Source organism: Streptacidiphilus anmyonensis, assembly GCF_000787855.1.
Classification (GTDB): domain Bacteria; phylum Actinomycetota; class Actinomycetes; order Streptomycetales; family Streptomycetaceae; genus Streptacidiphilus; species Streptacidiphilus anmyonensis.
The window spans coordinates 23,537-48,246 of sequence record NZ_BBPQ01000039.1 but is presented as its reverse complement, the minus strand read 5'-3'; the positions used below and the strand labels follow the sequence as shown (position 1 = coordinate 48,246).

Annotated in this window: 24 protein-coding genes; 5 read left to right on the top strand and 19 right to left on the bottom strand. The window is 73.1% G+C overall.

What is annotated here, in order from left to right; genetic code table 11:
- Positions 1–67: 67 nt before the first annotated feature.
- Positions 68–1,048 (top strand): LysR family transcriptional regulator, encoded by a 981-nt coding sequence (locus tag TR50_RS27465; protein WP_042427622.1) that lies wholly within the window; start codon positions 68–70, stop codon positions 1,046–1,048.
- Between the two features lie 4 nt (positions 1,049–1,052).
- On the opposite strand, the gene TR50_RS27460 is transcribed toward TR50_RS27465, so the two are convergent.
- From TR50_RS27460 to TR50_RS27430, 7 genes are all read right to left on the bottom strand, one after another.
- On the bottom strand, positions 1,053–2,201 hold the full coding sequence (locus TR50_RS27460) for a low temperature requirement protein A (protein ID WP_042427619.1): 1,149 nt from the start codon (positions 2,199–2,201) through the stop codon (positions 1,053–1,055).
- 94 nt (positions 2,202–2,295) lie between these two features.
- The gene (locus tag TR50_RS27455) at positions 2,296–2,628 is read right to left on the bottom strand and encodes a DMT family transporter (RefSeq protein ID WP_439654250.1); all 333 of its coding nucleotides are present in this window, start codon (positions 2,626–2,628) and stop codon (positions 2,296–2,298) included.
- A gap of 10 nt (positions 2,629–2,638) precedes the next feature.
- Complete coding sequence (locus tag TR50_RS27450; RefSeq protein ID WP_269084817.1) at positions 2,639–3,310, bottom strand: HAD family hydrolase; 672 nt, start codon at positions 3,308–3,310, stop codon at positions 2,639–2,641.
- A 107-nt stretch (positions 3,311–3,417) separates the two neighbouring features.
- The gene (locus TR50_RS27445; protein ID WP_084701061.1) at positions 3,418–4,587 is read right to left on the bottom strand and encodes an ABC transporter ATP-binding protein; all 1,170 of its coding nucleotides are present in this window, start codon (positions 4,585–4,587) and stop codon (positions 3,418–3,420) included.
- A gap of 58 nt (positions 4,588–4,645) precedes the next feature.
- Positions 4,646–5,569, bottom strand: a complete 924-nt coding sequence (locus tag TR50_RS27440; RefSeq protein WP_084701059.1) for an ABC transporter permease — start codon at positions 5,567–5,569, stop codon at positions 4,646–4,648.
- Positions 5,557–6,441, bottom strand: coding sequence for an ABC transporter permease (locus TR50_RS27435; RefSeq protein ID WP_152648675.1), 885 nt, complete (start codon positions 6,439–6,441; stop codon positions 5,557–5,559). Before TR50_RS27435 ends, TR50_RS27440 begins: the two co-directional genes overlap by 13 nt.
- Entirely contained in the window at positions 6,438–7,601 is a 1,164-nt protein-coding gene (locus TR50_RS27430) for an ABC transporter substrate-binding protein (RefSeq protein ID WP_042427613.1), read from the bottom strand. Before TR50_RS27430 ends, TR50_RS27435 begins: the two co-directional genes overlap by 4 nt.
- 244 nt (positions 7,602–7,845) lie before the next feature.
- Here TR50_RS27430 and TR50_RS27425 point away from each other — a divergent pair, with 244 nt between their 5' ends.
- The gene (locus TR50_RS27425; protein WP_042427611.1) at positions 7,846–8,589 is read left to right on the top strand and encodes a GntR family transcriptional regulator; all 744 of its coding nucleotides are present in this window, start codon (positions 7,846–7,848) and stop codon (positions 8,587–8,589) included.
- A gap of 498 nt (positions 8,590–9,087) precedes the next feature.
- Here the strand turns inward: TR50_RS27425 and TR50_RS27420 are convergent, their stop codons facing one another.
- Positions 9,088–10,317, bottom strand: coding sequence for an LCP family protein (locus TR50_RS27420; protein WP_042427609.1), 1,230 nt, complete (start codon positions 10,315–10,317; stop codon positions 9,088–9,090).
- A gap of 171 nt (positions 10,318–10,488) precedes the next feature.
- Here TR50_RS27420 and TR50_RS27415 point away from each other — a divergent pair, with 171 nt between their 5' ends.
- On the top strand, positions 10,489–11,511 hold the full coding sequence (locus TR50_RS27415) for a glycosyltransferase family 2 protein (protein ID WP_042427606.1): 1,023 nt from the start codon (positions 10,489–10,491) through the stop codon (positions 11,509–11,511).
- Positions 11,512–11,658: 147 nt separating this feature from the next.
- Here TR50_RS27415 and TR50_RS27410 read toward each other — a convergent pair whose 3' ends face one another.
- From TR50_RS27410 to TR50_RS27395, 4 genes are all read right to left on the bottom strand, one after another.
- A complete protein-coding gene (locus TR50_RS27410) occupies positions 11,659–13,377 on the bottom strand; it encodes an LCP family protein (RefSeq protein WP_152648674.1) in 1,719 nt (572 codons plus the stop codon).
- Between the two features lie 30 nt (positions 13,378–13,407).
- Complete coding sequence (locus tag TR50_RS27405) at positions 13,408–14,904, bottom strand: LCP family protein (RefSeq protein ID WP_052441377.1); 1,497 nt, start codon at positions 14,902–14,904, stop codon at positions 13,408–13,410.
- A 436-nt stretch (positions 14,905–15,340) separates the two neighbouring features.
- A complete protein-coding gene (locus TR50_RS49205; RefSeq protein WP_052441376.1) occupies positions 15,341–15,991 on the bottom strand; it encodes a LytR C-terminal domain-containing protein in 651 nt (216 codons plus the stop codon).
- 320 nt (positions 15,992–16,311) lie between these two features.
- Positions 16,312–17,076, bottom strand: coding sequence for a TIGR03089 family protein (locus TR50_RS27395; protein WP_042427603.1), 765 nt, complete (start codon positions 17,074–17,076; stop codon positions 16,312–16,314).
- A gap of 85 nt (positions 17,077–17,161) precedes the next feature.
- Between TR50_RS27395 and TR50_RS27390 the strand changes: the two genes are divergently transcribed.
- Complete coding sequence (locus TR50_RS27390; protein WP_439654249.1) at positions 17,162–18,148, top strand: DNA-3-methyladenine glycosylase family protein; 987 nt, start codon at positions 17,162–17,164, stop codon at positions 18,146–18,148.
- Positions 18,149–18,225: 77 nt separating this feature from the next.
- Here TR50_RS27390 and TR50_RS27385 read toward each other — a convergent pair whose 3' ends face one another.
- Positions 18,226–19,536: a coenzyme F420-0:L-glutamate ligase gene (locus TR50_RS27385; protein ID WP_201776887.1), complete on the bottom strand. Its 1,311-nt coding sequence runs from the start codon at positions 19,534–19,536 to the stop codon at positions 18,226–18,228.
- A gap of 68 nt (positions 19,537–19,604) precedes the next feature.
- Positions 19,605–20,573 carry a 2-phospho-L-lactate transferase gene (gene cofD, locus TR50_RS27380; RefSeq protein WP_042427598.1) on the bottom strand — a complete coding sequence of 323 codons (969 nt, stop codon included), beginning with the start codon at positions 20,571–20,573 and terminating at the stop codon, positions 19,605–19,607.
- Positions 20,574–20,662: 89 nt separating this feature from the next.
- Between cofD and TR50_RS27375 the strand changes: the two genes are divergently transcribed.
- Positions 20,663–21,703, top strand: coding sequence for an NAD-dependent epimerase/dehydratase family protein (locus TR50_RS27375; protein ID WP_042427595.1), 1,041 nt, complete (start codon positions 20,663–20,665; stop codon positions 21,701–21,703).
- Here the strand turns inward: TR50_RS27375 and TR50_RS27370 are convergent.
- From TR50_RS27370 to TR50_RS27355, 5 genes are read right to left on the bottom strand one after another with little or no spacing between them, the layout of a single operon-like run.
- The gene (locus tag TR50_RS27370) at positions 21,688–22,167 is read right to left on the bottom strand and encodes a cupin domain-containing protein (protein WP_042427592.1); all 480 of its coding nucleotides are present in this window, start codon (positions 22,165–22,167) and stop codon (positions 21,688–21,690) included. The two genes, TR50_RS27375 and TR50_RS27370, sit on opposite strands and share 16 nt — an antisense overlap.
- Positions 22,168–22,176: 9 nt before the next feature.
- Complete coding sequence (locus TR50_RS43015; protein WP_160311199.1) at positions 22,177–22,347, bottom strand: hypothetical protein; 171 nt, start codon at positions 22,345–22,347, stop codon at positions 22,177–22,179.
- Positions 22,347–22,589 carry a hypothetical protein gene (locus TR50_RS43010; RefSeq protein WP_052441372.1) on the bottom strand — a complete coding sequence of 81 codons (243 nt, stop codon included), beginning with the start codon at positions 22,587–22,589 and terminating at the stop codon, positions 22,347–22,349. The genes TR50_RS43015 and TR50_RS43010 overlap by 1 nt, the downstream gene beginning before the upstream one ends.
- Before the next feature lie 31 nt (positions 22,590–22,620).
- Entirely contained in the window at positions 22,621–23,754 is a 1,134-nt protein-coding gene (locus tag TR50_RS27360; protein WP_042427589.1) for a sensor histidine kinase, read from the bottom strand.
- Positions 23,747–24,532, bottom strand: a complete 786-nt coding sequence (locus tag TR50_RS27355) for a response regulator transcription factor (protein WP_042427586.1) — start codon at positions 24,530–24,532, stop codon at positions 23,747–23,749. The genes TR50_RS27360 and TR50_RS27355 overlap by 8 nt, the downstream gene beginning before the upstream one ends.
- Positions 24,533–24,710 lie beyond the last annotated feature (178 nt).

Genomic DNA, 24,710 nt, shown 5'->3' with positions numbered 1-24,710 from the left:
GCATCGGGGCCGGCCAACAACCGGAAACGGGCCCTGACAACCGACGGTTGTCGCCCAGGATGGGCGGGTGGACGATCTCGACCTCGCGCAGGTGCGCGCCTTCGTCGCCGTGGCCGAACACCTGCACTTCCGCCGCGCCGCGGAGGCGCTGGCGCTGACGCAGCAGGGGCTGTCCAAGCGCGTCGCGCGGCTGGAGGAGCGCCTGGGCGTCCGGCTCTTCGACCGGGACCGCGGAGGCGTGGCGCTGAGCGCCGCCGGGACCCGCTTCCTCGAACCCGCCCGCGCCGCGCTGGCGGCGGGCTCCGCCGCCGTCGCCGCCGTTCGCGCGCACGGCCGCCCGTTGCGCCTGGACGTGTGGGGACACCTCTTCGAGCCGCTGCGCACGGTGCGCGAGGCGGTCGCGGCGGCGGGGGACCGGGTGGCCGTGGAGGTGGGCCCGGGACGGGACCTGCCCGGAGTCGCGGCCGCCCTGGCGCGCGGCGAGATCGGAGCGGGCTTCGGACGGTTCCACCCTGCCGCCGACGCGCCGGACGGCGCGCCCGAGCGGGCGCTCGCGCACCGGCTGGTGCGGCTCGAGCCGGTCGACGCCGTCCTCCGCGCCGACCATCCGCTGGCCCGCGCCGGGCAGGTGCGGCCCGACCAGCTGGCCGCGCTGCGCCTGGTCCTGCCCGCCGCGGCGGGCAGGCTCGACTTCCTGGCCCGCTTCGCCGAGCAGTTCGGCGTCCCGGTGCTGGAGGGCGGCGCCAACCTCGGCCTCGACCACCTGCTGCAGCGCGTCCGTGCGACCGGGGACGGCTTCGTGCTGCTGCCCTCGGAGCTGCCGCTCGAACCCGGTCCGGACCTGGTGGTCGTGCCGCTGGTCGACCCGACCCCGCTGTACGCCTGGTCGCTGGTCTGGCACCACGACCGCCCGGACCCGGGTCTCCCCGCGCTCCTGCGCGCCTTCGCCGAGTCCGGTCGCCCGCGCCGCTGGCTCGAATACCGCCCCGACCGCGACTGGCTCCCTGAAGCGGACCGCCGCGAGGTGGTCCCCGCCCAGAGCGGCTGAACGCTCAGAGCTCGTGGGTGGGGGAGCGCTGGACGCGCCGGTACTCCAGCAGGTTGAGCGCCACCAGCAGTGCCGCCAGCACGCCGAGCGCGGCCAGCGCGGGGAGCGGGGCGCACAGCGCCATCGCCGCCAGGACCGCGGCCGCCGCTCCCAGGCGGGTCCACGACATCTGCCGGAACATGCGCCAGCGCGTGTAGCCGAACGTCGCCAGGAAGAGCGCGCAGCCGCCGAAGAGGAGCCCGAGCGGGCCCGGGGGAAGTCGCGCGCCCGGGTGGGTCGCCGCGGCGCTGACCCCCGCGGCGAAGGCGATCACCCCGCTGACGAAGGCCAGATGCCCGTAGGACAGCACCTGGCGCACGATGTCGCCGCGCAGCGGCGCCGTCGTCATCGCGTGCCGCATCGCGTCCGCCGCGTAGTTGAAGTAGACCCACCACAGCCCGCACGCGGCGACGAAGGCGATGGCGACGGACAGGACCTCGTCCGCGCGCAGCGTCCGTCCGGCGGCCACCGGGGCCCCGATGGAGACGATCGCCTCCCCGAGGGCGATCAGCAGGAACAGCGCGAAGCGCTCCGGCAGGTGGGTGGGGTGGAACCGGATCGCGATCAGCCGTCGGCGTGCCAGGGCCGGGGTGAGCAGGTCGAGCGCGGCCGCCAGCGTCCACAGCGCCGTCCGCGCGTCGCCGTGCGCGAAGCCGCCCGCCAGCAGCAGCGGGCCGGTGACCAGCGCACCGACGCCCATCGGCCCGACCACCACCCCGCGTCCCCACAGGACCTGGGCCAGCAGCAGCCAGCGCGCGACCAGGTAGGCCGCGCCGAAGAGCAGGCCGCGCGAGCCGTACGCCTGCGGCAGGGCGAGTGCGAGGAAGAGGCCGCACAGGGCGATCGAGAACAGCCCTACGCGGCCCCACGGGTGGTCGATGTCACGGGTGTTGGCGAGCACCGTGCTGCCGACCCAGCACCAGTAGACGGGGATCAGCACGATCAGCGCCCGGCCGACCCCCGCGAGGCCGTGGTCGAGGTGCAGCAGCCCGGAGATCTGGGTGACGCACAGCACCCACACCAGGTCGAAGAAGGCCTCCGCGTAGCTGACCCGCTTCTCCCCGGTCTCCTCCCCGACGTCCTCGTCCCCCGCAAGCTCCACCCCGTCGCTCATGGGCGTCAGCCTAAGGGCCTGTCTCCAGGCCCTCGCAGCCGACGGGCGCTCGGGGACGGGCGCTCGGGGACGGGCCCGGGGAGCGCGGCGGCGCTCAGTGGGTCGCGCCGCCGAGGTTCAGGGCGATGACGCCGACGATGATGAGCGCGATCCCGACGAGCTTCCAGGCGTTCGCGCCCTCGCCGAGGAAGACGAAGCCGATCGCCGCCACGACCGCCGTGCCGACACCCGACCAGATCGCGTACGCGGAGCTCACCGGGATCTGCTTCAGCGCCTGGCTCAGCAGCGCGAACGAGGCGACGTACCCGAGCACCACGACGGCGCTCGGCGCGAGCCGGGTGAAGCCGTGCGTGTACTTGAGCGAGACGGTCGCGCAGATCTCGGACGAGATGGCCAAGGCGAGGTAGAGGGCGGGCATGGCGGTCACGCTACCCGGGTCACGCCGCCGCCGAGTCGAGCAGGCCCTGCAGCAGGGACAGGTCGACGTCGAGCAGGCTGCGGACCACGGCGCGCCCCGGCGCGGGCAGGATCGGCGTCAACGACGGCACCGCGACCACCGCGACGCCCGCCGCCTCGGCCGAGGCGACGCCGGTCGGGGTGTCCTCGACCGCCACGCAGTTGTCCGGAGAGGCGCCGAGGGCCTCCACGGCCGCGAGGTACGGGTCCGGAGCGGGCTTGGTCTTCGCGGTCTCCCCGGCCGCGAAGGACGTGGCGAAGCGACGCCGGCCCAGCGCGTCCAGGACCAGGTCGACGACGTGGCGCGGCGACGCGGAGACCAGCGCGGTGGCGATGCCGGCCTGGGCGAGCCCGTCCAGCAGCTCCAACGCCCCGGGCAGCGGGACGACCTGCTGCCCCACCAGCTCCACGAAGCGCGCGTCCAGCGCGGCCGTGATCGACGACTCGGAGCGGACGCCGTCGCAACGGCGGAACAGGTAGGCCGCGGTGTGCTCGACGGCCTGTCCCAGGACGTCGGGGACGTCGTCCTCGCCCAGCGTCAGGCCGAGTCTCGCCGCCTCCTCCTCTGCCGTCTGCCACCACAGACCTTCGGTGTCGACGAGGGTTCCGTCCATGTCAAAGAGAACGGCCTGGAGGGTGGAGCGGCTTGGCACTTAACGGCCTTTCATCGAAGGGATTGGAGCACAGGGGTGCGGGCAGGGCGCGGCTCCCCAGGGGCGCGGCCTCCCGCGCCGCGCCCCTGAGGTGCAGCGGCCGACCGTCAGCGCTTGGCGTCCACCAGGACGGGGCGCTCGGGCAGGGAGACGGTGACGCCGGTGCCGGCGGGCAGCGCGGCGGCGTCGTGGGTCGACAGGTCCGCCTTGACGGTGGTGCCGTCGGGCAGCTGCACCGTGAGGCGGGTGCTCGCGCCGAGGAAGGTGGTGCCGGTGACCACGGCGCCCTGGCCGCCGCCCGCGGTGACGAGGACGTTCTCCGGCCGGGCGAGCACGTCCACCTCGCCGCGCAGCTCTGCGGCGGCGGAGTCCACCGGCAGGCGCTGGCCCAGGAGTTCGACGGTCTGGCCGTCCGCCGCCAGCGCGCCCGGCATCCGGTTCATCGTGCCGACGAACTCCGCGACGAACGCCGTCGCGGGACGCGCGTACAGCTCGGCGGGGGTGTCGCACTGCTCCATCCGGCCCGCGTGCATCACGGCGACGCGGTCCGCCATGGACAGCGCCTCCTCCTGGTCGTGGGTGACGAACAGGGTCGTGATGCCCAGCTCCTGCTGGAGGCGACGGATCTCCTCGCGCAGGTTCAGGCGGACCTTCGCGTCCAGCGCGGACAGCGGCTCGTCCAGCAGCAGCACGCGCGGCTGCAGGGCCAGGGCGCGCGCCAGCGCGATGCGCTGCTGCTGACCGCCGGAGAGCTGGTGCGGGTAGCGGTCGCCGTGGGTCGGCAGACCCACGAGCTCCAGCAGCTCGTCCGCGCGGCGGTGGCGCTCGGCCTTGCCGGTCTTGCGCATCTTGAGGCCGAAGGCGACGTTGTCGCGCGCGTTCAGGTGCGGGAAGAGGCTGTAGGACTGGAACACCATCCCCGCGTCACGGCGATGCGCGGGGATGCGGGTGACGTCCTCGCCGTCGACCAGGACCTGGCCCGAGTCCGGCGTCTCGAATCCGGCCAGCATCCGCAGGGCGGTGGTCTTGCCGCAGCCGGAGGGGCCGAGCAGGGCCAGCAGCTCGCCGGGGTTGACCGTCAGGTCGAGACCGTCGAGCGCGGTGGTCGCGCCGAAGGTGCGACGCAGGCCGACGAACTGGACGGTGGCGCCGGTGGACGAGGCGGTGGACTTGTCAGTGGCGGGTGCTGCAGTGGTGACAGCCGCCGAGGAGTCCGTCGGCCCCGCAGGGGAGGGCACGGCGGCGACGGACGTCGCGGGCGCGGGGTCGGTGGTCATGGACACTCCTGGAGCTCCTCGGAGGTGAAACAGAAAAAAATGGTTCAGTGCACGCGGTTCAGTGCTGGGCCTGCGCGCGCCCGCGGCGCTCGCTGCCGACGGAGAGGACGAGCAGCAGCACCCAGGTCAGCAGCAGGCTGACGATGGAGACGGCCACGGTGACCGGGCCCTGGCCGGCGCTGTTGCCGTTGACGATCCAGACGGCGAAGGGCACGTACCCGAGGATGGAGGCCACGGTGAACTCACCCAGCACCAGGGCCAGGGTGATGAACGCGGTGTTCAGCATCGCGCTGCGCAGGTTCGGCAGGATGACGGTGACGATGGCCCGGGCACGGCTCGCGCCGTTGTTCTGGGCGGCCTCCAGCAGGGTGCGCACGTCCAGCGCGCGCATGCCCGCGTCCAGCGTGCGGAAGGCCAGCGGCAGGGCCATCACCACGTAGGCCAGCAGCAGCACGACGGGGAAGTTCGCGTTCTGTGCGTCCAGGAAGGTCGCGTAGAAGGGCGTCGGCGCCAGGTTGTCGTTGCACCAGCGCAGCACGTCGGAGATGCCGGCGGTGAGCGCGATGGTCGGCACGACCAGCGGCAGGGTGCAGGTCAGCTCGACGACGGTGCGCAGCCGCGGGCTGCCCAGGCGGACCGCGACGACGGCCGGGATGAGCAGCAGGTAGACCAGCACGATGGTGCCGACGGCCAGCAGCAGCGACAGCTGGAGCGCGGGCCACAGGCCCGGCACGGTGAAGATCTGGCGGTACGCGTCGAGACTGAAGCCCTGGGGCGAGTTGTCGACGGTGAACCAGAGCGTCGTGGCGATCGGGACGAGGAAGTACAGCCCGGCGACGAGCAGCACGGTGCCGCGGCCCCAGCGGATCCGGGCGAGCCCGGCGAGCACGCCGCCGCGGGCGCCGGCGGGGCCGGAGCCGTTCGCGGTGCTCGGGGCGGGGCGGCCCTCGGTGGTCAGGGCGGAGGCGGTCACACCAGCCATCGGGCGCTCCGGCGTTGCAGGGGGATGTAGACGACCATCACCAGCGTGGCGATCACGACCATGTCCAGGCTCATCGCCAGGGCGATGTTGGTGGCGTTCGGGTCGACGTTGCCGCTGAGCGCCGTGGCGATCTGCAGCGTGATCAGCGGGACGGTCGCGCCGACCATGGCGGCGGCGGTCGCGTACGCGGCGAAGGCGCTGCCGAACAGCAGCACGAAGCCGCCGAGCAGCGAGGGGGTCAGCACGGGCAGGGCCACGTGGCGCCAGTACTGCCAACCGGTCGCGCCGTTGTTCTGGGCCGCCTCGCGCCACTGGCGGCGCAGGCCGTCCAGGGAGGGGATGACGCTCAGAACCATCAGCGGGATCAGGAAGTACAGGTAGACCAGCGTCAGGCCGTTGAAGGAGTAGAGACTCCAGCCGTGCTGGTCGAGGTGCAGCTTGGTGGTCAGCATGCCGGCGTTGCCCAGGGTGGCCATGAAGGCGAAGGCCAGCGGCACGCCGCCGAAGTTGGCGAGCACGCCGGAGGCGCTCAGCACGGCCTTGCGCAGGAAGGCGAACCGGGAGGTGACCACGGCCTGCGCCACCAGCAGCCCGGCCACCACGGAGATCAGCGCGGACAGCGCCGACAGCTTGACGCTGCCGAGCAGCGCGTCGAGGTAGCCGCCCTGCAGCGAGGCGGTCAGGTTGCCCATCGTGTACTGGCTGGGCTTGCCGGGGTTGTACGTGGTGAACGCACCGTAGGCCATGGCCAGGGCGGGTACCCCGAAGGCCACGGCGACGAAGAGCAGCAGCGGGACGACGGCGAACCGGCCCGCCGCCGCCCGCTGGGGGCGGCGGCGAGCAGGCGTCGCGCTCAGGGGAGCGGTGCTCACCCGGCGATGGCCTTCGACCAGTTGGCGGAGACCACGGCCTTGGCCTTGGTGATCTGGTCCTGGCTCGGGACCGGCGCGGAACCGGTGACCGGGGGAAGCTTGGCGGCCAGGGTGGAGTCCAGGGTGCCGGCCGACTTCATCGAGTCCATCAGGATCGGGCGGGCGTAGCCGCTCAGGAAGCCGTTCTGGCCGTCGTTGGAGTAGAGGAACTCCTCCCACAGGCGGGCGGCGGCCGGGTGCGGCGCCCACTTGTTGATGGCCTGGTTGTAGTAACCGGCGTACTGGCCGTCCGACGGGACGACGACCTGCCAGTTGATGCCCTTGGACTTGAACTCGTCGGAGTAGCCGGAGTTCAGGTAGTCCCAGTCGAGGGTGATCGGGGTCTCGCCCGACTCGACGGTGGACTGCTTGGCCTGGACCGGGTTGAAGTTGCCGGACTTCTTCAGCTTGCCGAAGTAGTCGATGCCCGGCTGGATGTTGTCCAGCGAACCGCCGTTGGCCAGCGCGGCCGCGTAGACGGCCGAGAAGGCGGCGTTGGCCTGGGTCGGGTCGCCGTCGAGGGCGACCTGGCCCTTGTACTCCGGCTTGAGCAGGTCGGCGAAGGTCTTCGGGCACTCCTTGACCTTGTTCGCGTTGCAGCCGATGGAGACGTAGCCGCCGTAGTCGTTGTACCAGGTGCCGTCGGTGGCGGCGTGGCCCGCGGGGATCTCCGCGAAGTTCGCGACCTTGTACGGCGCGAACAGGCCCTGCTGCTGGCCCTGGACGGCGAAGGCACCGCCGACGTCGACGACGTCGGGCGCGCGGTCCTGGTTCTTGCGGGTCGTGATCGCGTTGATCTCGTCCTGCGAGGAACCCTCGGGGTTCTCGTCGCTGATCTTGATGCCGTACTTGGCGGTGAAGGCGTCCATGAGCTTGCCGTAGCCGGCCCAGTCGCGCGGGAGGGTGATGACGTTGAGCTGGCCCTCCTTCTTCGCGGCCGCGACGAGCGCGTCCATCCCGCCGAAGTCGGCGGCGGAGGTGGCGGAGGCAGCCTTGGCCGAGTCAGAGGAGCCGCCGGAGCCTGCCTTGACGGAGGCGGCGGAGCCACAAGCGGTCAGCGCGAGTGCGGAGGCGACCAGTACGCCGGTCAGCGCGGCGGCCCGGGCGGGGGTGGAGGTCACGATTGTCTCCTGAGGAGGCGTCAGTGCAGTCGGATCGGAATCACTTGTCCGAACAAGTCGATGACAGTACGCCCGAGCATGGTGTCCTTTTGGTTAACGGCGCGTCAACACAGGCATGCGATTCCCCGTCGGAATACCCCGTCCCGATGGGACGTTTCGTCGACCGTGCACGTAACGGTACGATCACGCCGTTGCTGCCAGGGTGAACGACCGAGCGGCGCCGACAGGACAAGGAGTGCGCACAGTGGCGGCACGGCACGAGGAGATCGCCCAGGAGCTGCGGCAGGCCATCGACCGCGGCGAGTACCCGGTGGGCGGGACCCTGCCGACCGAGACCGAGCTCTCGGCCCGCTACGGGGTCTCACGCGGCACGGTCCGCCAGGCCGTGGCCGCGCTGACCACGGAGGGCCGGATCGGCTCCCGTCAGGGCGCGCGGCGCGTGGTGCTGGGCAACCGGCGCAGTCAGAGCTTCGCCGAGCTGCGCAGCTTCGCCCAGTGGGCGCACGCGATGGGCCGCACCGCCACCGGCCGGGTGCTGGACCAGCACCGCCGTCCGGCGACCCTGGAGGACGCCGAGAAGCTGCAGATCAAGCCCGGCGACGAGGTCCTCCAGGTGCTGCGCGTGCGCGGCCTGGACGGCGAGCCGGTGCTGCTGGAGCGCAACGTCTACGCCGCGTGGATGGCCGACTCGGTGGAGCGGCTGCCCGCCGACTGCATCTCGGTCGTCCAGGCGCTCTACGAGGACATCGGCATGATCTTCGCCTATGGCGAGCACGTCATCGACGCCGTGGCGGCGGGCGCGGAGGACGCGCGGCTGCTGGAGGTCCGTCGCGGCAGCCCGCTGCTGCGCATCCGCCGGGTGACCACGACCCCGGCCGGGCGTCCCATCGAGTGGTCCGACGACCGGTACATCTCCGGAACGGTCAGCTTCACGGTGGCCAACTCCATCGGCTCCAACCCACTGGCGCGCCAGGCCGGCCAGGCCTGAGACGCGGGATCGCGGGCTCGCCCGCCAACGGGTACGCCCGCCGTGCCACGTCTGGCGTGACACGGCCGCCGCCGCGCGGTTCCTGCTGCGCGGGGGCGGCTTCCAGAACACCATCCGCAGCTTCGGCCGGGTGCCGGTGCTGAACCGGCTCGGCGCGGGCGTGGTCGCCGGGGCCGCCCGGGGCGAGCGCCGGCCTCGCGACGCGCCGGGTGCGACTGCTGCCGAGGGGTCCGGACGAGGCCCAGGACGGCCTGGTTCTCACCGAACTGATGGACCGTGAGGCCCGGGTGCCGCGCGAGCCGGCGTCCCATCAGGACGTCCACACGGCGGTGCCGGCCGTCGACCCGCACGTCCGGCAGTCGGTCCGCCTCGCCCTGTGGCGCGGGGGTGCGGAGCCGGGCCGACGCCGACGACGCGGAACGCTACGAGGTCCTGCACGTGTCGGCGCCGGAGCTCGACCGGCTCGGGTGACCCGGCGTCAGCCTCGGTTCGAGAACCTCAGTTCGAGAACGAGGGCACCTTGGTGTCGTTCTTGAACGCGTCGAAGACCTGCCGGGCCTCGGACATGTTCCACTTCACCGCGTCGCCGTCGGTCGGGGTCATGTAGTTCGCGTCGGCGACCGGCACGGTCATGGTCTTGCCGTCGCCGCTCTTGAGGCTCTTCATGGCGAAGAACATCGAGGCGAGGTCGCTCAGCCCGGTGCCGTTGTCGACCTGGAGCATGGACAGCCCGCTGTCCAGGGTCGGGTAGAGCGTGAACGGGTTGAGCAGCACGCCCGGCGAGGTCGCCTTGTGCGCCAGCGCGTTCAGGAACTGCTGCTGGTGCTGCATGCGGGCCAGGTCCTGGGTGGCCTCCTGGTGGCGCTCGCGGACGAAGGCGAGGGCCTGGGTGCCGTTCAGGGTCTGGCAGCCGGCCTTGAGGTTCGCGCCGGACGCCTTGTCGACGATCGCGTGGTCGAGGCACATGTCGACGCCGCCCACGTCGTCCACCACGTTGACGAAGCCGGCGAAGCCGATCTCGGCGTAGTGGTCGATGTGGATGCCGGTGTTGTACTCGACCGTCTTGACCAGCAGGGGCCCGTCGCCCTCGGCGAAGGCGGCGTTGATCTTGTGCGTGGCCTGGCCGTGCTGGACGCCCTTGCTGTCGGTCCAGGCGGGGATGGTGACGTAGGAGTCGCGGGGGATGCTCATCAGCGTGTCCCCGTTCGCGCCGATGTGCAGGACCATCATCGAGTCGGTCCGCGCGCCCGTGTCGTAGCCGGTGTGCAGGCGCTGCTGGTCCGCGGTGGTGAGGCCCGCGCGGCTGTCGGAGCCGAGGATCAGCCAGTTGGTGCCCTTGCCCTCCGGCGGGCGGCCGGCGTAGTCGGTGAGCACGTCGGTCTTGTTGAGCTTGGTGCTGGCCCAGGCGTAGGTGCCGCCGCCGACCGCGAGCAGGGTGACGACCAGCACGGTCGCGGTCAGGCGGATCTTGCGGCCGCGCGACCACTTGCGGCGCGTCCCGCCGACGCCCGGACCGCCCGGACGCCCCGGTCCGCCGGGCCCACCGGGACCGCCCGGCCCACCGGGGCCGCCCGGTCCGTTCGACAGCACGTCGGGGGCGTAGGGGGGCGCGCCCACGGCGGTCCCGGCCGGCCTGCGCGGGCGCTGGCGACCGGGCGCGGAGTTGCGCGGGTTCAGCTCGGGCGGCAGGGGCGGCTCGCTTCCGGGCCACTGGGACATCTCGCTCATGGCAACCGAGCATGCCTGCTCTTTCGACCGTCCGGTAGGACGAAGCCGACATATCGGGAAGCTGTAGCAAAGCTGATGCGAAGCGTCCATCGGATCAACACGACCGTTCCAGGCCCGTTGACCACACCCTTTTGGAACTGGCCCGGCGACCCGCTGTACGGTGGCGGCACTATGGTCGCCACGCCCCTCCCCGCCGTCTCCGTGATCATGCCCGTCCTCAATGAGGAACGGCATCTGCGCACCGCCGTCGCGCGCATCCTCGAGCAGGAGTACGACGGCGCGATCGAGGTCGTGATCGCCCTCGGCCCGTCCTCGGACCGCACCGATGAGATCGCCGCGCAGCTCGTCGCGGAGACCGCGGGCACCGCCCGGGAGGTGCACACCGTTCCCAATCCGACCGGCCGCACCCCCGCCGGGCTCAACGCCGCGATCAAGGGCTCCCGCTTCCCCGTCGTCGTCCGCGTCGACGGGCACGGCCTGCTCACCCCCGGCTACATCGCCAACGCCGTCCGCCTGCTCGACGAGCGCGACGCGGCCAACGTCGGCGGCATCATGGCGGCCGAGGGCGAGACCGAGTGGGAGAAGGCCGTCGCGGCCGCGATGACCTCCCGGATCGGCGTCGGCAACGCCGCCTTCCACACCGGCGGCGAGGCCGCCCCCGCCGAGACCGTCTACCTCGGCGTCTTCCGCCGCGAGGTGCTGGAGCAGCAGGGCGGCTACAACGAGGAGTTCATCCGCGCCCAGGACTGGGAGCTGAACTACCGCATCCGCCAGGCCGGCGGGCTGATCTGGTTCACCCCGGAGCTCAAGGTCACCTACCGCCCCCGCCCGAGCGTGCGCGCGCTGGCCAAGCAGTACAAGGACTACGGCCGCTGGCGCCGCGTGGTCACCCGCTACCACCGCGGCTCGGTCAACCTGCGCTACCTCGCTCCGCCCGCCGCCCTGGTGGGCTGCGCCGCCGGGCTGGTCGCGGGCGTCGCGCTGACGCCGGTCGCCCTCGTCGTCCCCGGCGGGTACGCGGCGGCGATCCTGCTCGGCTCGCTCAAGGAGGGCCGGGGCCTCACGCCGTCCGCGCGCCTCCAGCTGCCGGTGGCGCTGGCCACCATGCACATGTCCTGGGGCTGGGGCTTCCTGACCAGCCCGCGCTCGCTCGCCCGCAGGGTCATCGCGAGCACCGCCTCCCGGCCCGAGTGACGGGCCGGAAGGCGGGTCGAGAGGCCGTCTGAGAGGCGGCGGCGACCTGGTCGCGCCGCCGCTCGTGCTGCGCAGCCGCGCCCTCCGTGCCGCCGCTCGTCTCGTGCCGCCGCGCCCTCCGTGCCGCGCCGTCCGTCCCCGCGCGCCTCAGGGTGTCGTGTACGGGCGGTAGCCGGCCGGCTGGGGGACGTGCGGAGGCGTCCCGGACCACTGGTAGGGCTTGTAGACGTCCATGCACTGGCCGCTGTCGTTCTGGGCGTTCTGGGTGACCGCCGAGGTCGGCACGGCCCCCTGCTTGGGCAGGGTGTCGCGGAAGTCGAAGCCGCTCGGCCAGTCGCTGCCGACGCGCAGCACCAGGTGCGTCGCCGCAGGGTCGGTCCTCAGCACGCTCGGCGTCAGGCCCAGCTCGGCGGCGACGGCCTGTGCCTGGGCCTGGTCCGCGGCGGGGTAGCTGAGCTGGGTCGTGCCCGTGACGTCGCTGGTGTCCCGTACCGCCTGGGTGAAGCCGGCCGCCTTCAGACGGTCCGTCAGCTGCTCGCCGCGGCCCGGGACTCCGGCGTTCTGCACGGAGATCCGCACACCCGCCTTGTCCACCGGTGCGCTGCTGCCCGTCGTCGCCGACGGGGAGGGGCTCGCGCTCGGCGCCGCCGACGAGCCGCCCTTGTCGAGCGGGATGTCGTTCGCGATCATCGAGAAGATCTTGTCGCTGTCGGCGTTCAGGGCCGGATCCCAGTTGTTCGGGTCGCTCTGGCCGGGGGCCGTCATGTGGTCGAACGGGATGGTCACCGTGGTGACCCGGTCGGCCGGGACCTTGTTGAACTCCAGCGCCAGCGAGGTCATCGCCTCGATGCTCTTCAGGCCCGGGTCCACGGTCAGCGCCGACGTCGCGGTCTGCGCCAGCGCGTTGACCTTGCCGAGGTCGAGCAGCGTGTTCGACGACTTCATCGTGCGGATCATCGAGTTCAGGTACAGGTGCTGCGCGTGGGTGCGGCCGATGTCGGTGCCGTCCTCCCAGGCGTGCCGGGTGCGCAGCCACTCCAGGGCCTGGACGCCGAAGATGGTGTGGCGGCCCGCCGGCAGCACCAGGTCCGAGCCGACCTCGTGCTGGCCGTCGGTGTCGTAGCTGATCTTGTAGTCGGCGACGTTCTCCTTGGTGCACACCTGCACCCCGCCGATCGCGTCGGCCATCTTCACCACGCCGGAGAAGTCCAGCATGACGAAGTGGTCGATCTGGATGTGGGTCAGGCTCTCCCAGGTGTCGACCACGCAGCTGGGACCGTAGGCCAGCGTCTCGGTGATCTTGCGCTGCCCGAGCTGCCTGCCCTGGCAGTCGTACGGCTGCACCCAGGTGTCGCGCGGCATGCTGGTGATCGAGGCGTTGCTGCGGTCCGCGGATATGTGGACCAGCATCTCCACGTCCGCGTGCGGCGGCCCGCCGACGGAGGAGGTCGAACCGCCGAGGCTCACGTCTCCCGCGTTGTCGCGCGAGTCCGAGCCGATGATCAGCACGTTGACGGGCAGGCTGCCGCCCGAGGACTTCTCGGCCACGGTCGACGGGCCCGGGCCGCCCGAGTGGAGCGGCTCGGAGTGGATGTTGCTGTCGAGCACCTTCACGTAGACGTAGAGCCCGGCCGCCGACAGCAGCACCGTGGACGAGACCGCGACCGCCGTCCACTTGAGCACCCGTCTCCTGCGCCCCGGCCTCCTCCGGTGCCCGCTGCGTGCCCCGGGCCCCGCCGCCCGCCCATCCCCCTCGGGCGCGGACGGCAGGCCGCCGGTCAGCGTGTCGCCGCTGCGTCGACGGCCGCGCTCCGCACTGGCGTCGAAGCCGCGGTCGAAGTCCTCCTGTGGAAACTCCTCGCTCATCTTCGTTACCCCCTCCTGGAGTCGTCCCGGTCAGCCGGTGGCCTGCGGCACGCTCGGCGGGGTCGGGCCGGTCCAGCTGTAGATGTAGTGGGTCTGGCCTGGTGCGAACTTGGCGTAGGGAGCCGGGTTGACGTCCATGCACTGCGACGAGTCCGAGGCCGTCTGGTACTCCGCGTCGGTCGGCAGGCCGCCGGTCTTCGGCGCGGCCGCCGGGAACGTCGTGCCCGTCTTCCAGTCCGCGCCGACCTGGAGGGTCAGACCCGTCGCCGAGGCGGAGCTCTTCAGCGCGGTCGCGGGCAGCTTGAGCGCCGCCGCGACGGCCTGGGCCTGCGCCTGCTCGGCGCTCGGGTAGACCAGCGTCGTCACGCCGTAGTCGACGAGCCGGGTGTCCCTGGCCGCCTGCGTGAAGCCGTCGGCGGCGAGGGCGTCGGTGATCACCTGACCGCGGTGGTTGACGCCGCTGCCGTTCTGCACGTCGAGGCGGACGCCGGCCTTGTCGACCGGCGCGGCCGGCGGCGGGGTGGGCGAGGGGCTCGCACTCGCCGCGGAACCCTTGCCGTCCAGCGGCACGTCGTTCGCCAACTCCGCGAACAGGCCGCTCGCGGAGTCGTTGAGGACCACCGGCAGGTTGTTCGGCGTGGCCGGGTCCGGCTGGAAGTGGTGCGGCACCGTCACCGTGGTGATCCGGTCGGACGGCACCTTGTCGACGTCCAGGGCCAGCGAACTGAGCGACTCGATGCTGCCCAGGCCCTGGTCCATGGAGACGGCGTGGGTCGCGGCCTGCGCCAGCGAGTTCAGCCTGAACGGGTTCGTGATGGTCGAGGCCGACTTCATCTGGCGGATCATCGAGTTCAGGTACAGGTGCTGCGCCTTGGCGCGGCCCACGTCGCTGCCGTCCTCGAAGGCGTGCCGGGTGCGCAGCCACTCCAGCGCCTGGACGCCGGTGACCTTGTGCGTGCCGGCCGGCAGCTCCAGGTGGGAGCCGATCTCGTGCCACTGGCCGCCGAAGTACTGGCGTTGGTAGTCCATCACGTTCTGCCGGGTGCACACGTCGACGCCGCCGACGGCGTCGGCCATCTTCACCACGCCGGAGAAGTCCACCATCACCCAGTGGTCGATGTGGATGTGCGTCAGCGCCTCCCAGGTGTCGACCACGCAGCCGGGGACGTTGTAGTTCAGGCTGTTGGTGATGGGCTGGAAGGACCGGGCGGCGTGCGTCACGCCCTTGGCGTCGGTGCAGGCCGGGATGGAGACGCGGGTGTCGCGCGGGATGCTCAGGATCGACGCGTTGCTGCGGTCCGCGGAGACGTGCAGCAGCATCTCGACGTCCGCGTGCGGGGCACTGCCGTCGCAGGAGCCGCCGAGGTCGCAGTCGGCGCTGGAGGACCGGCCGTCGGAGCCGATGACCAGGATGTTCAGCGGCACGTGTCCGAACTTGTCCGGTTTGGGCGCGGCGACGTCGACCTTTCCGTTGCCGAGGGCCCCGGTCTTGAAATTGGAATCGAGAATCTTGACGTAGACGTACATTCCGCCGGCCGCGACGAGGACCGACGCCGCGGCGCCGATGGCGGTCCATTTCAGAATTCGGCGACCGCGCGCCGCATTCCTGCCGACGTTTTGTCCGGACTTTCGGGTTGCGGCTCGACCTCCGCTTCGGGGCGTTTGTTCTGATGTGTCCGAAACGGCCACATCAGCGCGGTGGTCCTGGTGGTTCACAGGGTGGGTCCCCCCTCGGCGACATCCGATGCACAGCCCTGCCCCCGCGCGCTGCGTCCGCAAACTTTAGCGATTGATTACCTGTGGTTCACAGGAGGAGGGCCGGGGCCGAAGGGAACGAAATCCTTAATTCCGGTGCGCTGGTCACGCACCGTGCCCAAGGAATTCCACTCGGTTCACGACTCGCGGGAACCTCCTCGGGCAGCACGGACGCAACGGTGCTGCGATCGGTTCCCCGACGCCGGGTTCAGCAGTGGGAAAAGGCTTTTCCGACTCCGCGGAAGTCGGCGCCCAGGGTCAGCACCATCGGGTCCCTGGCTCCCGTGGAGGTGCCGTTCCCGTGCAGCGCGGAGGCGGGCAGGCCGAGGGAGGCGACCAGGGCGCGGGCCTGGTCCACATGGTCGGGCGCGTAGACGAGCGTGGTCGTCGCCTGGTGGTCGGCCGGGCCGCCGTTGCTGGTGCGCAGGTACTTCTCGGTGTTCTGCATCCAGCTCAGCACCGCCTCCGCCTGCCCGATGGTGCCGCTGCCGTTCAGCACGGTCACCCGGACGTCCAGCGGCTTCGCCTTCGGCCCGGAGGCCGGGAACGTCTTGTCGGCGGGCTCCGCCGTGCAGCTCGGCGCGGCCGACGCGGAGGCGGAAGGGGAGCCGGCGGAGGCCGACGCCGAGGCGGCGTCCTCGGCGGTGGCGTGCGTCGCCGCGCCGTCGTGGAGCACCAGGAAGCCCCCCAGACCCGCCAGCGCGAGGAAGCCGACCGCCGCCGCCACCCAGGGGCCGCTGCGCGTGGCGCCGCGCCCGCGCCCTCGGGCGGCTCTGGCCTCCGCGCGGGACCCCGCGGCCGCTCCGGCACCGGGCCCGCCCGTCCGTCGTCTGCCGCCGCCCTTGCCGCGCGTGCCCACCCGTCGCTCCGTTCCCCGCCTGACCGGACGACCGCCGGCCGCCGGGCTGTTCCTGGGGCGCCAGCGTAACGGGAGCGGGTCAGGCGTGGCGCGGCCGTCCCGCGCGCCCTCGCGGTCGGCGGACGTCCGCACAGGGACGGGCGGGCGGGTCGGCGGCGGCCTCGGCACGGGCCCGGAACAGGCTCGGCACCCGCCCCGAACAGGGCTCGGCGCCGACGTGCCCGCCCTATCGGAGGGCGCGGCGAAGCAAGCCGCGAACCGTACGCGATCCGGCCGGGCCTGACCGGTGTTCACCGGTCCGGGTGACGGGTGAAGCGGCGTCAGGCGAGCTGCCGGGTGACCCGCTCGTCCGCGATCCGCCGGGCCAGCGTCTCCGGGGAGAGCGACCCGCTGTGCCGGCACAGCACCACGCTGCCGCCGACGACCAGCGGCGCCAGCAGCCCGCCGGCCAGGCCGTCCCAGTCGCTGTAGCCGAGCGTGGACAGCACCCGGTCCTGCTCGTCGAGCCCCAACTGCCGCGCGTGCTCCGCCGCCAGCGAGACCACGTGCGCGCCGCTCAGCTGCTCGCCGTCGATCTCCAGCGCGGGCCGCGAGGGGTCCACCGGCGCGTACGGCACGAACCGGTCGCCCTGCGCCGGCACCTCGACCGCGTAGTCCACGAACCCGTCGGGCAGCTGCGGGAACCGCCCGCCGAGCGGACGCAGCGCCAGCGCCACCCGCTCGCCCTCGCAGGCCAGCGCCTCCTCCAGGGTGTCCGGCCCGCTCACCACCAGCTGGGCCTTGGCCGGGTCGCCGCCAGGACAGGCCAGCACCCCCACCGACCAGCAGGCGAAGAGCCAGATCGCGCTCTGCCAGTGCGCGGGCAGCAGCAGCGCGCACCGGTCGTCCGGCGCGGCCGTCAGCTCGTCCTGCAGCAGGTTCGCGGTCTTGGCCACCCAGTTGTCGAACGTCTTGACGGAGAGCTCGACCCGCTCTCCCGTCGCGTCGTCGTAGAAGGTGATGAGGGGGCGGGCTGGATCGGCCTCGAGGAGGGAGCGCAGCAGATCGGCGGGGGACTCTGCGCCGCTGAAGGGTGTCTGGCTCATGGTGGTGCCCAGCCTACGGCGTGCGCAGGGCGAAGGGACCAGGCCCCCGCCGCTAACTTTTCGTGCCGGTAACCTGACTCGGGTGATGAGCGGGAGTGGCGCGGCTGCCGGCACGTCGTCCGCGGCCGCGGCGACGCCGTCGAGGACGGGCGGAACGGTACGGGTCTGGAAGCCCGACGGACCGCTCGACGTGGCCATGACCTTCGGGTTCCTGCGACGCGGCCCCCTGGACCCCGCCTACCGGCGCACGCGCGACGGCGCGCTCTGGCGGGTCTCCCGCACCCCCGCCGGCGTCGGCACGCTCCGCCTGCGCACCCGCCCCGCCGAGGGCGCCGTCGAGGCGACGGCGTGGGGCGCGGGCGCGTCCTGGCTCCTGGACGCGGTCCCGCGCTGGCTCGGCGCGGAGGACGACCCCTCGTCGTTCGACCCGCGCGGCCACCGGCTGCTGCGCGACGCGCACACGCGCCACCCCGGGCTGCGGATCGGCCGGACCGGGCTGGTGATGGAGTCCCTCGTCCCGGCGATCCTGGAACAGCGGGTCACCACCGGTGAGGCGTACGAGGCCTGGCGCACGCTGCTGCGCGAGTACGGCGAGGCGGCCCCGGGCGGATCCGCCGTCCCGCCGTACATGTACGCGCCGCCCGCGGCGCGCGACTGGGCGATGATCCCCTCCTGGGCCTGGCATCGCGCCCGGGTCGACGGCAAGCGCGCGGCCACCGTCGTGCGGGCGGCGAAGCTCGCTCCGCGCCTGGAGGAGGCGTCGGTGATGTCCCCGGACGACGCCGTCGCCCGGCTGACCACGGTGCCCGGCATCGGGCTGTGGACGGCGGCCGAGACGCTGCAACGCAGCAACGGCGACGCGGACGCGGTCTCCGTCGGCGACCTGCACCTGCCGAACACGGTCGGCTGGGCGCTGGCCGGCCGCGAGCGGAGCGACGACGCGGTGATGCTGGAACTGCTGGAGCCCTACCGCCCCCACCGCTACCGCGTCTGCCGCTTGCTGCACACACTCCGCATCGCCGCGCCCCGGCACGCCCCGCGCTACGCTCCGCTGGACTACCGGGACATGTAGCGGCAACCCCTCAGGGGCGCGAGGAACTGCGCGAGCAACCTCCCTGTGCGGATGGCGCTGCACCTTCGGCCGTGCAGCTACCTCACCGTCAAGAACTGTTCCGGGTCGCGGGGCTGGCGCGCGGGCGCCGGGGAGGCGGGCGTGCCGATCGCGATCGCGCCCATCGGGTCCCAGTCGGCCGGGAGTTCGAGTACCTCGCGGACCGTGTCCCGGCAGAACATCGTCGACGAGACCCACGCCGAGCCCAGCCCCTCGCCCGCGAGCGTCACGAGCATGTTCTCGACCGCCGCGCCCATCGCCACCACGAACATCTCCCGCTCCGCGGCCCCGCGGCGCGCGTCGGGGTAGTCGTGGGAGCCGTCCATCACCATGCAGGGGACCACCAGGTACGGCGCGTTGCGCAGCACGTCCCCGCGGCGGACGCGTCGGGCCACTCGCTCCGCGTCCCAGTCGTCGAGCTCGACCAGGTCGCGGTTCCACGCGGCCAGCATCGCGTCCAGCAGGCGCGTGCGCGTGGCCTGCGACTCGACGAGGACGAAGCGCCACGGCGTGGTGTGGTGCGGGGCAGGGGCCGTGATCGCCGCCGCGACAGCGCGGCGGACCGCCTTCGGGTCGACCGGGGTCGAGGTGAAGCTCCGGACCGTGCGCCGGCCGTGGACGGCCTCGCGGACGGCCTCCGAGGTGCCGAGCCGGAACAGGTCCTCGTCGACGGGGCGGATCAGCGGGCGGATGCCGTCGCCGTCGTCCTCCGTCACGACGTGGCCGAGACCGCGCACGATCGCGACGGGACGGCCGGACGTCTTGCCCTTCACCAGGTCGGCCGCCGCGGCCAGTTCGTCGGCGGTGGCGGTGACGGTGAGGGAGAGCTCGTTGCCGTGGCTGTCGACGCGACCGCGGTGGTCCTCGAGGACCGCGACGCCGGCGGCGCCGATGGCCACGTCGGTGAGGCCGTTGCGCCACGGGCGGCCGAAGGTGTCGGTGACCAGCACGCCCACGCGTGCGCCCGTCAGTTCGTGCAGACGCTTGCGCAGCGACCGCGCCGAGGCGTCCGGGTCCTCCGGCAGCAGCAGCACCGTCCCGGGCGGGGTGTTGGAGGCGTCGACGCCCGCCGCCGCCATGACCAGGCCCTGGCGGTTCTCCACGATCCGGGTGCGCCCGCGCCGGGCGACGACGCGGACGGCCTCGGCGTCGATCGCGGCCTCGCGGTCCACGGCCTCGACGAGCCGGCCCTCAGCCTTGCTGACGATCTTCGAGGTGACCAGGAGCAGGTCCCCGTCGCGCAGGGCGAAGCCCTCCGCGGCCACCAGCAGCGCGGCGATGTCGTCCCCGGCCGCGATCTCCGGCAGCCCGCCGACGGCGATGATCTCGACGGAGCCCGCGCCGATCACGTCCTGCGCAAGGTTCACGTCCTGCGCGTTCGCCGGGTCGGCCACGTCGGTCACGTCCTGCGCGCCGTTCACGCGCGCACCTGCTCGGCCAGCTCCAGCGCCTGACGGGCCATCGCCGCGGACGTCTCGACGTCCGTCATCAGCAGCGGCACCGCGCGGCAGGCGATCCCCGCCGCCTCGACCTCGGCGACCGCCGCGTCGTCCCCGGTGTGGACGAGCCAGCCGTCGAGCAGATCCGCGCCGTAGTGCCTGGCGACCGCGGCCGCGGTGGTCTCCACGCCCACGGCCTCCAGCACCTTGTCGGCCATGCCCCGCACCGGCGCGCCGCCGATGATGGGGGAGAGACCCACGATCGGCGCCTCCGCCGCGACCAGCGCCTCGCGCACGCCGGGGACGGCGAGGATCGTGCCGATGGAGACGACGGGGTTGGACGGCGGGAAGAGGATCACGTCCGCCTCCGTGATCGCCTCGACCACGCCGGGGGCCGGCTTCGCCGTCTCCGCGCCGACGGGCAGGATCGCCTGCGCGGGGACGGAGGCGTGCAGCTTGACCCAGTACTCCTGGAAGTGGATCGCGCGGCGCTTGCCGTCCTGCTCCGGGTCCTCGATGACGACGTGGGTCTCCACCCGGTCGTCGGTCATCGGGAGCAGCCGGACGCCGGGCTGCCAGCGGTCGCACAGGGCCTCGGTGACGGCGCTGAGCGGGTAGCCCGCGGCGAGCATCTGGGTGCGGACGATGTGGGTGGCGAAGTCCCGGTCGCCCAGGCCGAACCAGGACGGCCCGACGCCGTACGCGGCGAGCTCCTCCTTGACCGACCAGGTCTCGTCCGCGCGGCCCCAGCCCTGCTCCTCGTGGATGCCGCCGCCGAGCGTGTACATCACGGTGTCCAGGTCGGGGCAGACCTTCAGCCCGAACAGGTGGATGTCGTCGCCCGTGTTCCCGATGACGGTGATCTCGTCGGCGGGGCCGACCGCCGCCTTGAGGCCGCGCAGAAAGCGGGCCCCGCCGATTCCTCCGGCCAGTACGGTGATGCGCATGCCGCCTATCCTTCCAGGCGTCCTTACGGAGTGGTGACGCGACGGCGTTCCCTGCTGTGCCGCGGCGCGGACGGGCCTAGCGTCGGGGCATGGACGTACTGCTGACCGGCGGGGCCGGGTTCATCGGAACGGCGATTGCGCGAGCACTGCTCGCAGACGGGCACGGTGTTCACGTCTTGGATCGGCGACCCGTGCCGCTGCCGGGCGTCACATCGGTGATCGGTGATCTGCGCGACGCGGCCGTGGTCGCGAACGCGCTGCGCGGCGTCGACGCCGTCTGCCACCAGGCGGCGATGGTCGGCCTCGGCGTGGACTTCGCCGACGCGCCGAACTACGCCGGCACCAACGACCTCGGCACCGCCGTCCTGCTCGCCGAGATGGCCCAGGCGCACATCCGGCGCCTCGTGCTGGCCGGGTCCATGGTCGTCTACGGCGAGGGTCGCTACGACTGCGCCGCCCACGGCACCGTGCCCGCGCCGCCGCGTCGCGTCGCGGATCTGGACGAGGGCCGCTTCGAACCGCGCTGCCCCTCCTGCGGCGCGGAACTGACGCCCGGTCCGGTCACCGAGGACGCCCCGGTGGACCCGCGCAACGTCTACGCCGCCACCAAGCTGCACCAGGAGCACCTGGCCTCCGCCTGGGCCCGGGCCTGCGGCGCGGTCGCGGTCTCGCTGCGCTACCACAACGTCTACGGGCCCGGTCTGCCCCGGGACACCCCCTACGCGGGCGTCGCCGCCCTCTTCCGCTCGGCGCTGGCGCGCGGCGAGGCCCCGCGCGTCTTCGAGGACGGCGGCCAGCGGCGCGACTTCGTCCACGTCACCGACGTCGCCTCGGCGAACGCCGCGGCGCTGGCCTCCCTCGCCGACCGCGAGCCGGGCTCCTTCCGCGCGTACAACGTCGGCAGCGGCGAGATCCGCACCGTCGGCGACCTCGCCTCGGCCCTCGCCGCCGCCTGCGGCGGCCCGGCGCCGGTCGTCACCGGCGAGTACCGTCTCGGCGACGTCCGCCACATCACCGCGGACTCCCGCCGCCTGCGCGCCGAGCTCGGCTGGCGCCCCCGGGTCTCCTTCGCCGACGGCATGGCGGAGTTCGCCTCGGCGGCGTCGGCCGAGGACTACGCGAGGAACTGACGCAGCGCGTCCCGGTGCTCGGGCGGCAGGTCCGCCTCGCGCGCGAACTCGTGGTCGGCGAAGTCGAACCCGGGCGTCACCACCTCCGCGACCAGCGCGTACCGCGCCCCGTCCGGCAACCGCGACGCCTTCCACCACCCGCCGGGGACGAGCAGGTGCCGCGCGTCCCCGTCCCCGAGCACCCGCACGTCGAGCCGCCCGTCGGGGTCGACGGTGTGGTACTCGACCGGTTCGCCCTCGAGGAAGAAGTGCAGGATGTCGCTGCGGTTCCGATGCAGCCGCCCGCACGGCTGCTCGGCGGTCGTCAGGTAGTAGATCGACGTCACCGTCGGCCGCACCCCGCCCGCGGCGGCGTGCGGATGCGGGCTGGTGTAGATCCGTCGGAAGTACCCGCCCTCGGGATGCGGCTCCAGCCCGAGCGACTCGATCAGCTCACGGTCACGATCGCGGTCGCGGTCACCCATGCCCTCAGGCTAGTGCCGCGCCGCCCGCACCGCCCGGGCCTCGACCCCCGCAGCGCGCAGGCGGCGCGCGACCAACTCCAGCTCCGGCAGCGTGAAGGCGTCGGTGCCGGAGACGATCCGCTCGTACAGCGCCCTCGCCTCGCCCAGCTCCACCCCCAGCTCAGCGCGCAGCGCCCGCATCACGGCCACCGCGCGCCGCCCGCCCCGTCGAGCCGTACGGCGCCGTGCGCCGCCAGCAGGCGGTCCCGGAGCGCCGGCGGCGGCGCGCCGCGGCCGCAGCCGAGGACCGGCCCGCACACCGGGCAGTCGGACTCGGTGTCCCACTCCAGCCGGTCGCCGACGACGGCGACACCACCCGACGACGGCGCGGTGCGCCCGCAGTCGAGGCAGGGTCCGTCGAAGGCGACGCTCTGACTGGTCACCGCCCGACCGTGGCCGGGTGAGGGGCGGGTCTCACCACGCGGCCGTCGGGAGGGCGATCTCGAAGCAGCAGCCGCCCATGACGTTGCGGACGGAGGCCCGCCCCTCGTGGGCCTCGACGATGCCGCGGACGATGGCGAGGCCGAGGCCCGCGCCTGCCTCGCCCGCCGCCGGCGCGACGCGCGGCGTGCGCGCGGCAGCGCCGCGGAAGCCGGTCTCGAAGACGCGGGGCAGGTCCGCCTCGGGGATGCCGCCGCAGCCGTCGGTGACCGAGAGCACCACCTCGCGGTCCAGCTCCCGTGCCGCGATGGCGACCGTGCCGTCGGCAGGGGTCGCGCGGATCGCGTTGACCAGCAGGTTGCCCAGGACGCGGGTGATCTCGCGCGGGTCGACCTCCACCGGGACGGGGTCGATACCGTGCCCGACGAGGTAGACGCCGCGCTCCCGCGCCAACGGATACGCGCCGGCTATCGCGTCGCCGACCAGGTCGTAGACGGAGACGCGGGAGAGCGACAGCGTCAGCGCGCCCGCCTGGATGCGGGAGAGCTCGAAGAGGTCGTCCACCATGCCGGTGAGCCGGTCGACCTCGGTCCGGATCCGGGCGTGGTAGAGGGCGGGGTACTCGGCCACGCCGTCCTCCAGGGCCTCCGCCATCGCGCGCAGGCCCGCCAGGGGGGTGCGCAGGTCGTGCGAGATCCAGGCGATCAGCTCACGCCGTGAGGACTCCAGCGCGCGCTCGCGCTGCCGCGACTCCGCCAGGCGCGCGCTGGTCGCGGCCAGCTCCGCGCCGAGCGCCTGGAGCTCCGAGTTCAGCGGCACCGCCGGCGCGGTGAACCCGGCGTCGCTGCCGACGGTCCGCGCGGCCCGCCGCAACTCCTTGCTGCCGATCGCGACCTGACGTGCCAGCAGCCACGCCACCAGCAACGCCACCACGGAGCCCATCGCCAGCACCACGACGACGACGCCGTAGTCCTTGCGGGACAGGAACATCGCCTGCGCCACCGCGATCGTCCCGGTGGCCACCGCGAGCACCGTCACCAGTGCGACCGTGAACAGCGACAAGGACAGCGAGCGGCGGCGCAGCAGCACGACGGCGGGCCAGCCCGCGAGTCCGGCCAGGCCCGCGCCGAGCGCCGCGTACGCGGCCATCTCCAGCAGGTCATGCATCGGGCACCGCCGTCTCCGCGGCGCGGCCGGGCGCGTCCGAGGGGTCGAAGCGGTAGCCGACGCCCCAGACGGTGGTGATCAGACGTGGCGCGGCCGGGTCGTCCTCGATCTTCTCCCGCAGCCGTCGCACGTGCACGGTGACCGTCGACAGGTCCCCGAAGTCCCAGCCCCACACCTTTCGCATCAGCTCCTCGCGGCCGAAGGCCGTGCCGGGGTGCGCCAGCAGGAACGCCAGCAGGTCGAACTCGCGCAGCGTCAGCGTCAGCTCCCGGTCCCCGCGCCACGCCCGGCGGGCCGAGGCGTCGACCCGCAGGTCGCCGGCCGCGACCGGCACGTCGTCGTCCGCCGTGTCGGGCGCTGCGGCGCCCGCGCTGCGGCGCAGCACGGACTGGATCCGCAGCACCAGCTCGCGCGGCGAGAACGGCTTGGTGACGTAGTCGTCGGCGCCCAGCTCCAGCCCGAGGATGCGGTCGTGCTCGTCGCCCTTGGCGGTCAGCATGACGATCGGGACGGCGTGCGAGAGCGGCTCGGCGCGCAGCCGCCGGCAGACCTCCAGCCCGTCGATCTCCGGCAGCATCAGGTCCAGCACGACCAGGTCGGGCCGGAGCGCGGCCGCCCGGTCGAGCGCGGCACGGCCGTCGACCGCCCGGTCGACGGCGTAGCCGGCGCGCTGTAGGTAGCCCGAGACGACCTCGGCCACGGTCGGGTCGTCGTCGACGACAAGGATCCGGCGCGGCACCGGGGCGGGCAGCGCCGGTGCGTCGAGTGCTTCGCTCACGCCTCCACCGTAGGAGTCTTTCGCCCCAGGTGGCGCCCGTCGTGAGGAGGACGTTCGCGTTCCGTAAGGTGCCACGCGGGGCTGCGGCGGGCCCGCCGCTCCTAGCGTGAGGGCCATGGACAACGCTGACGGAGCTTGCGACTACGCATCCGACCGGGCCGACGCGGCCGACGCGGGC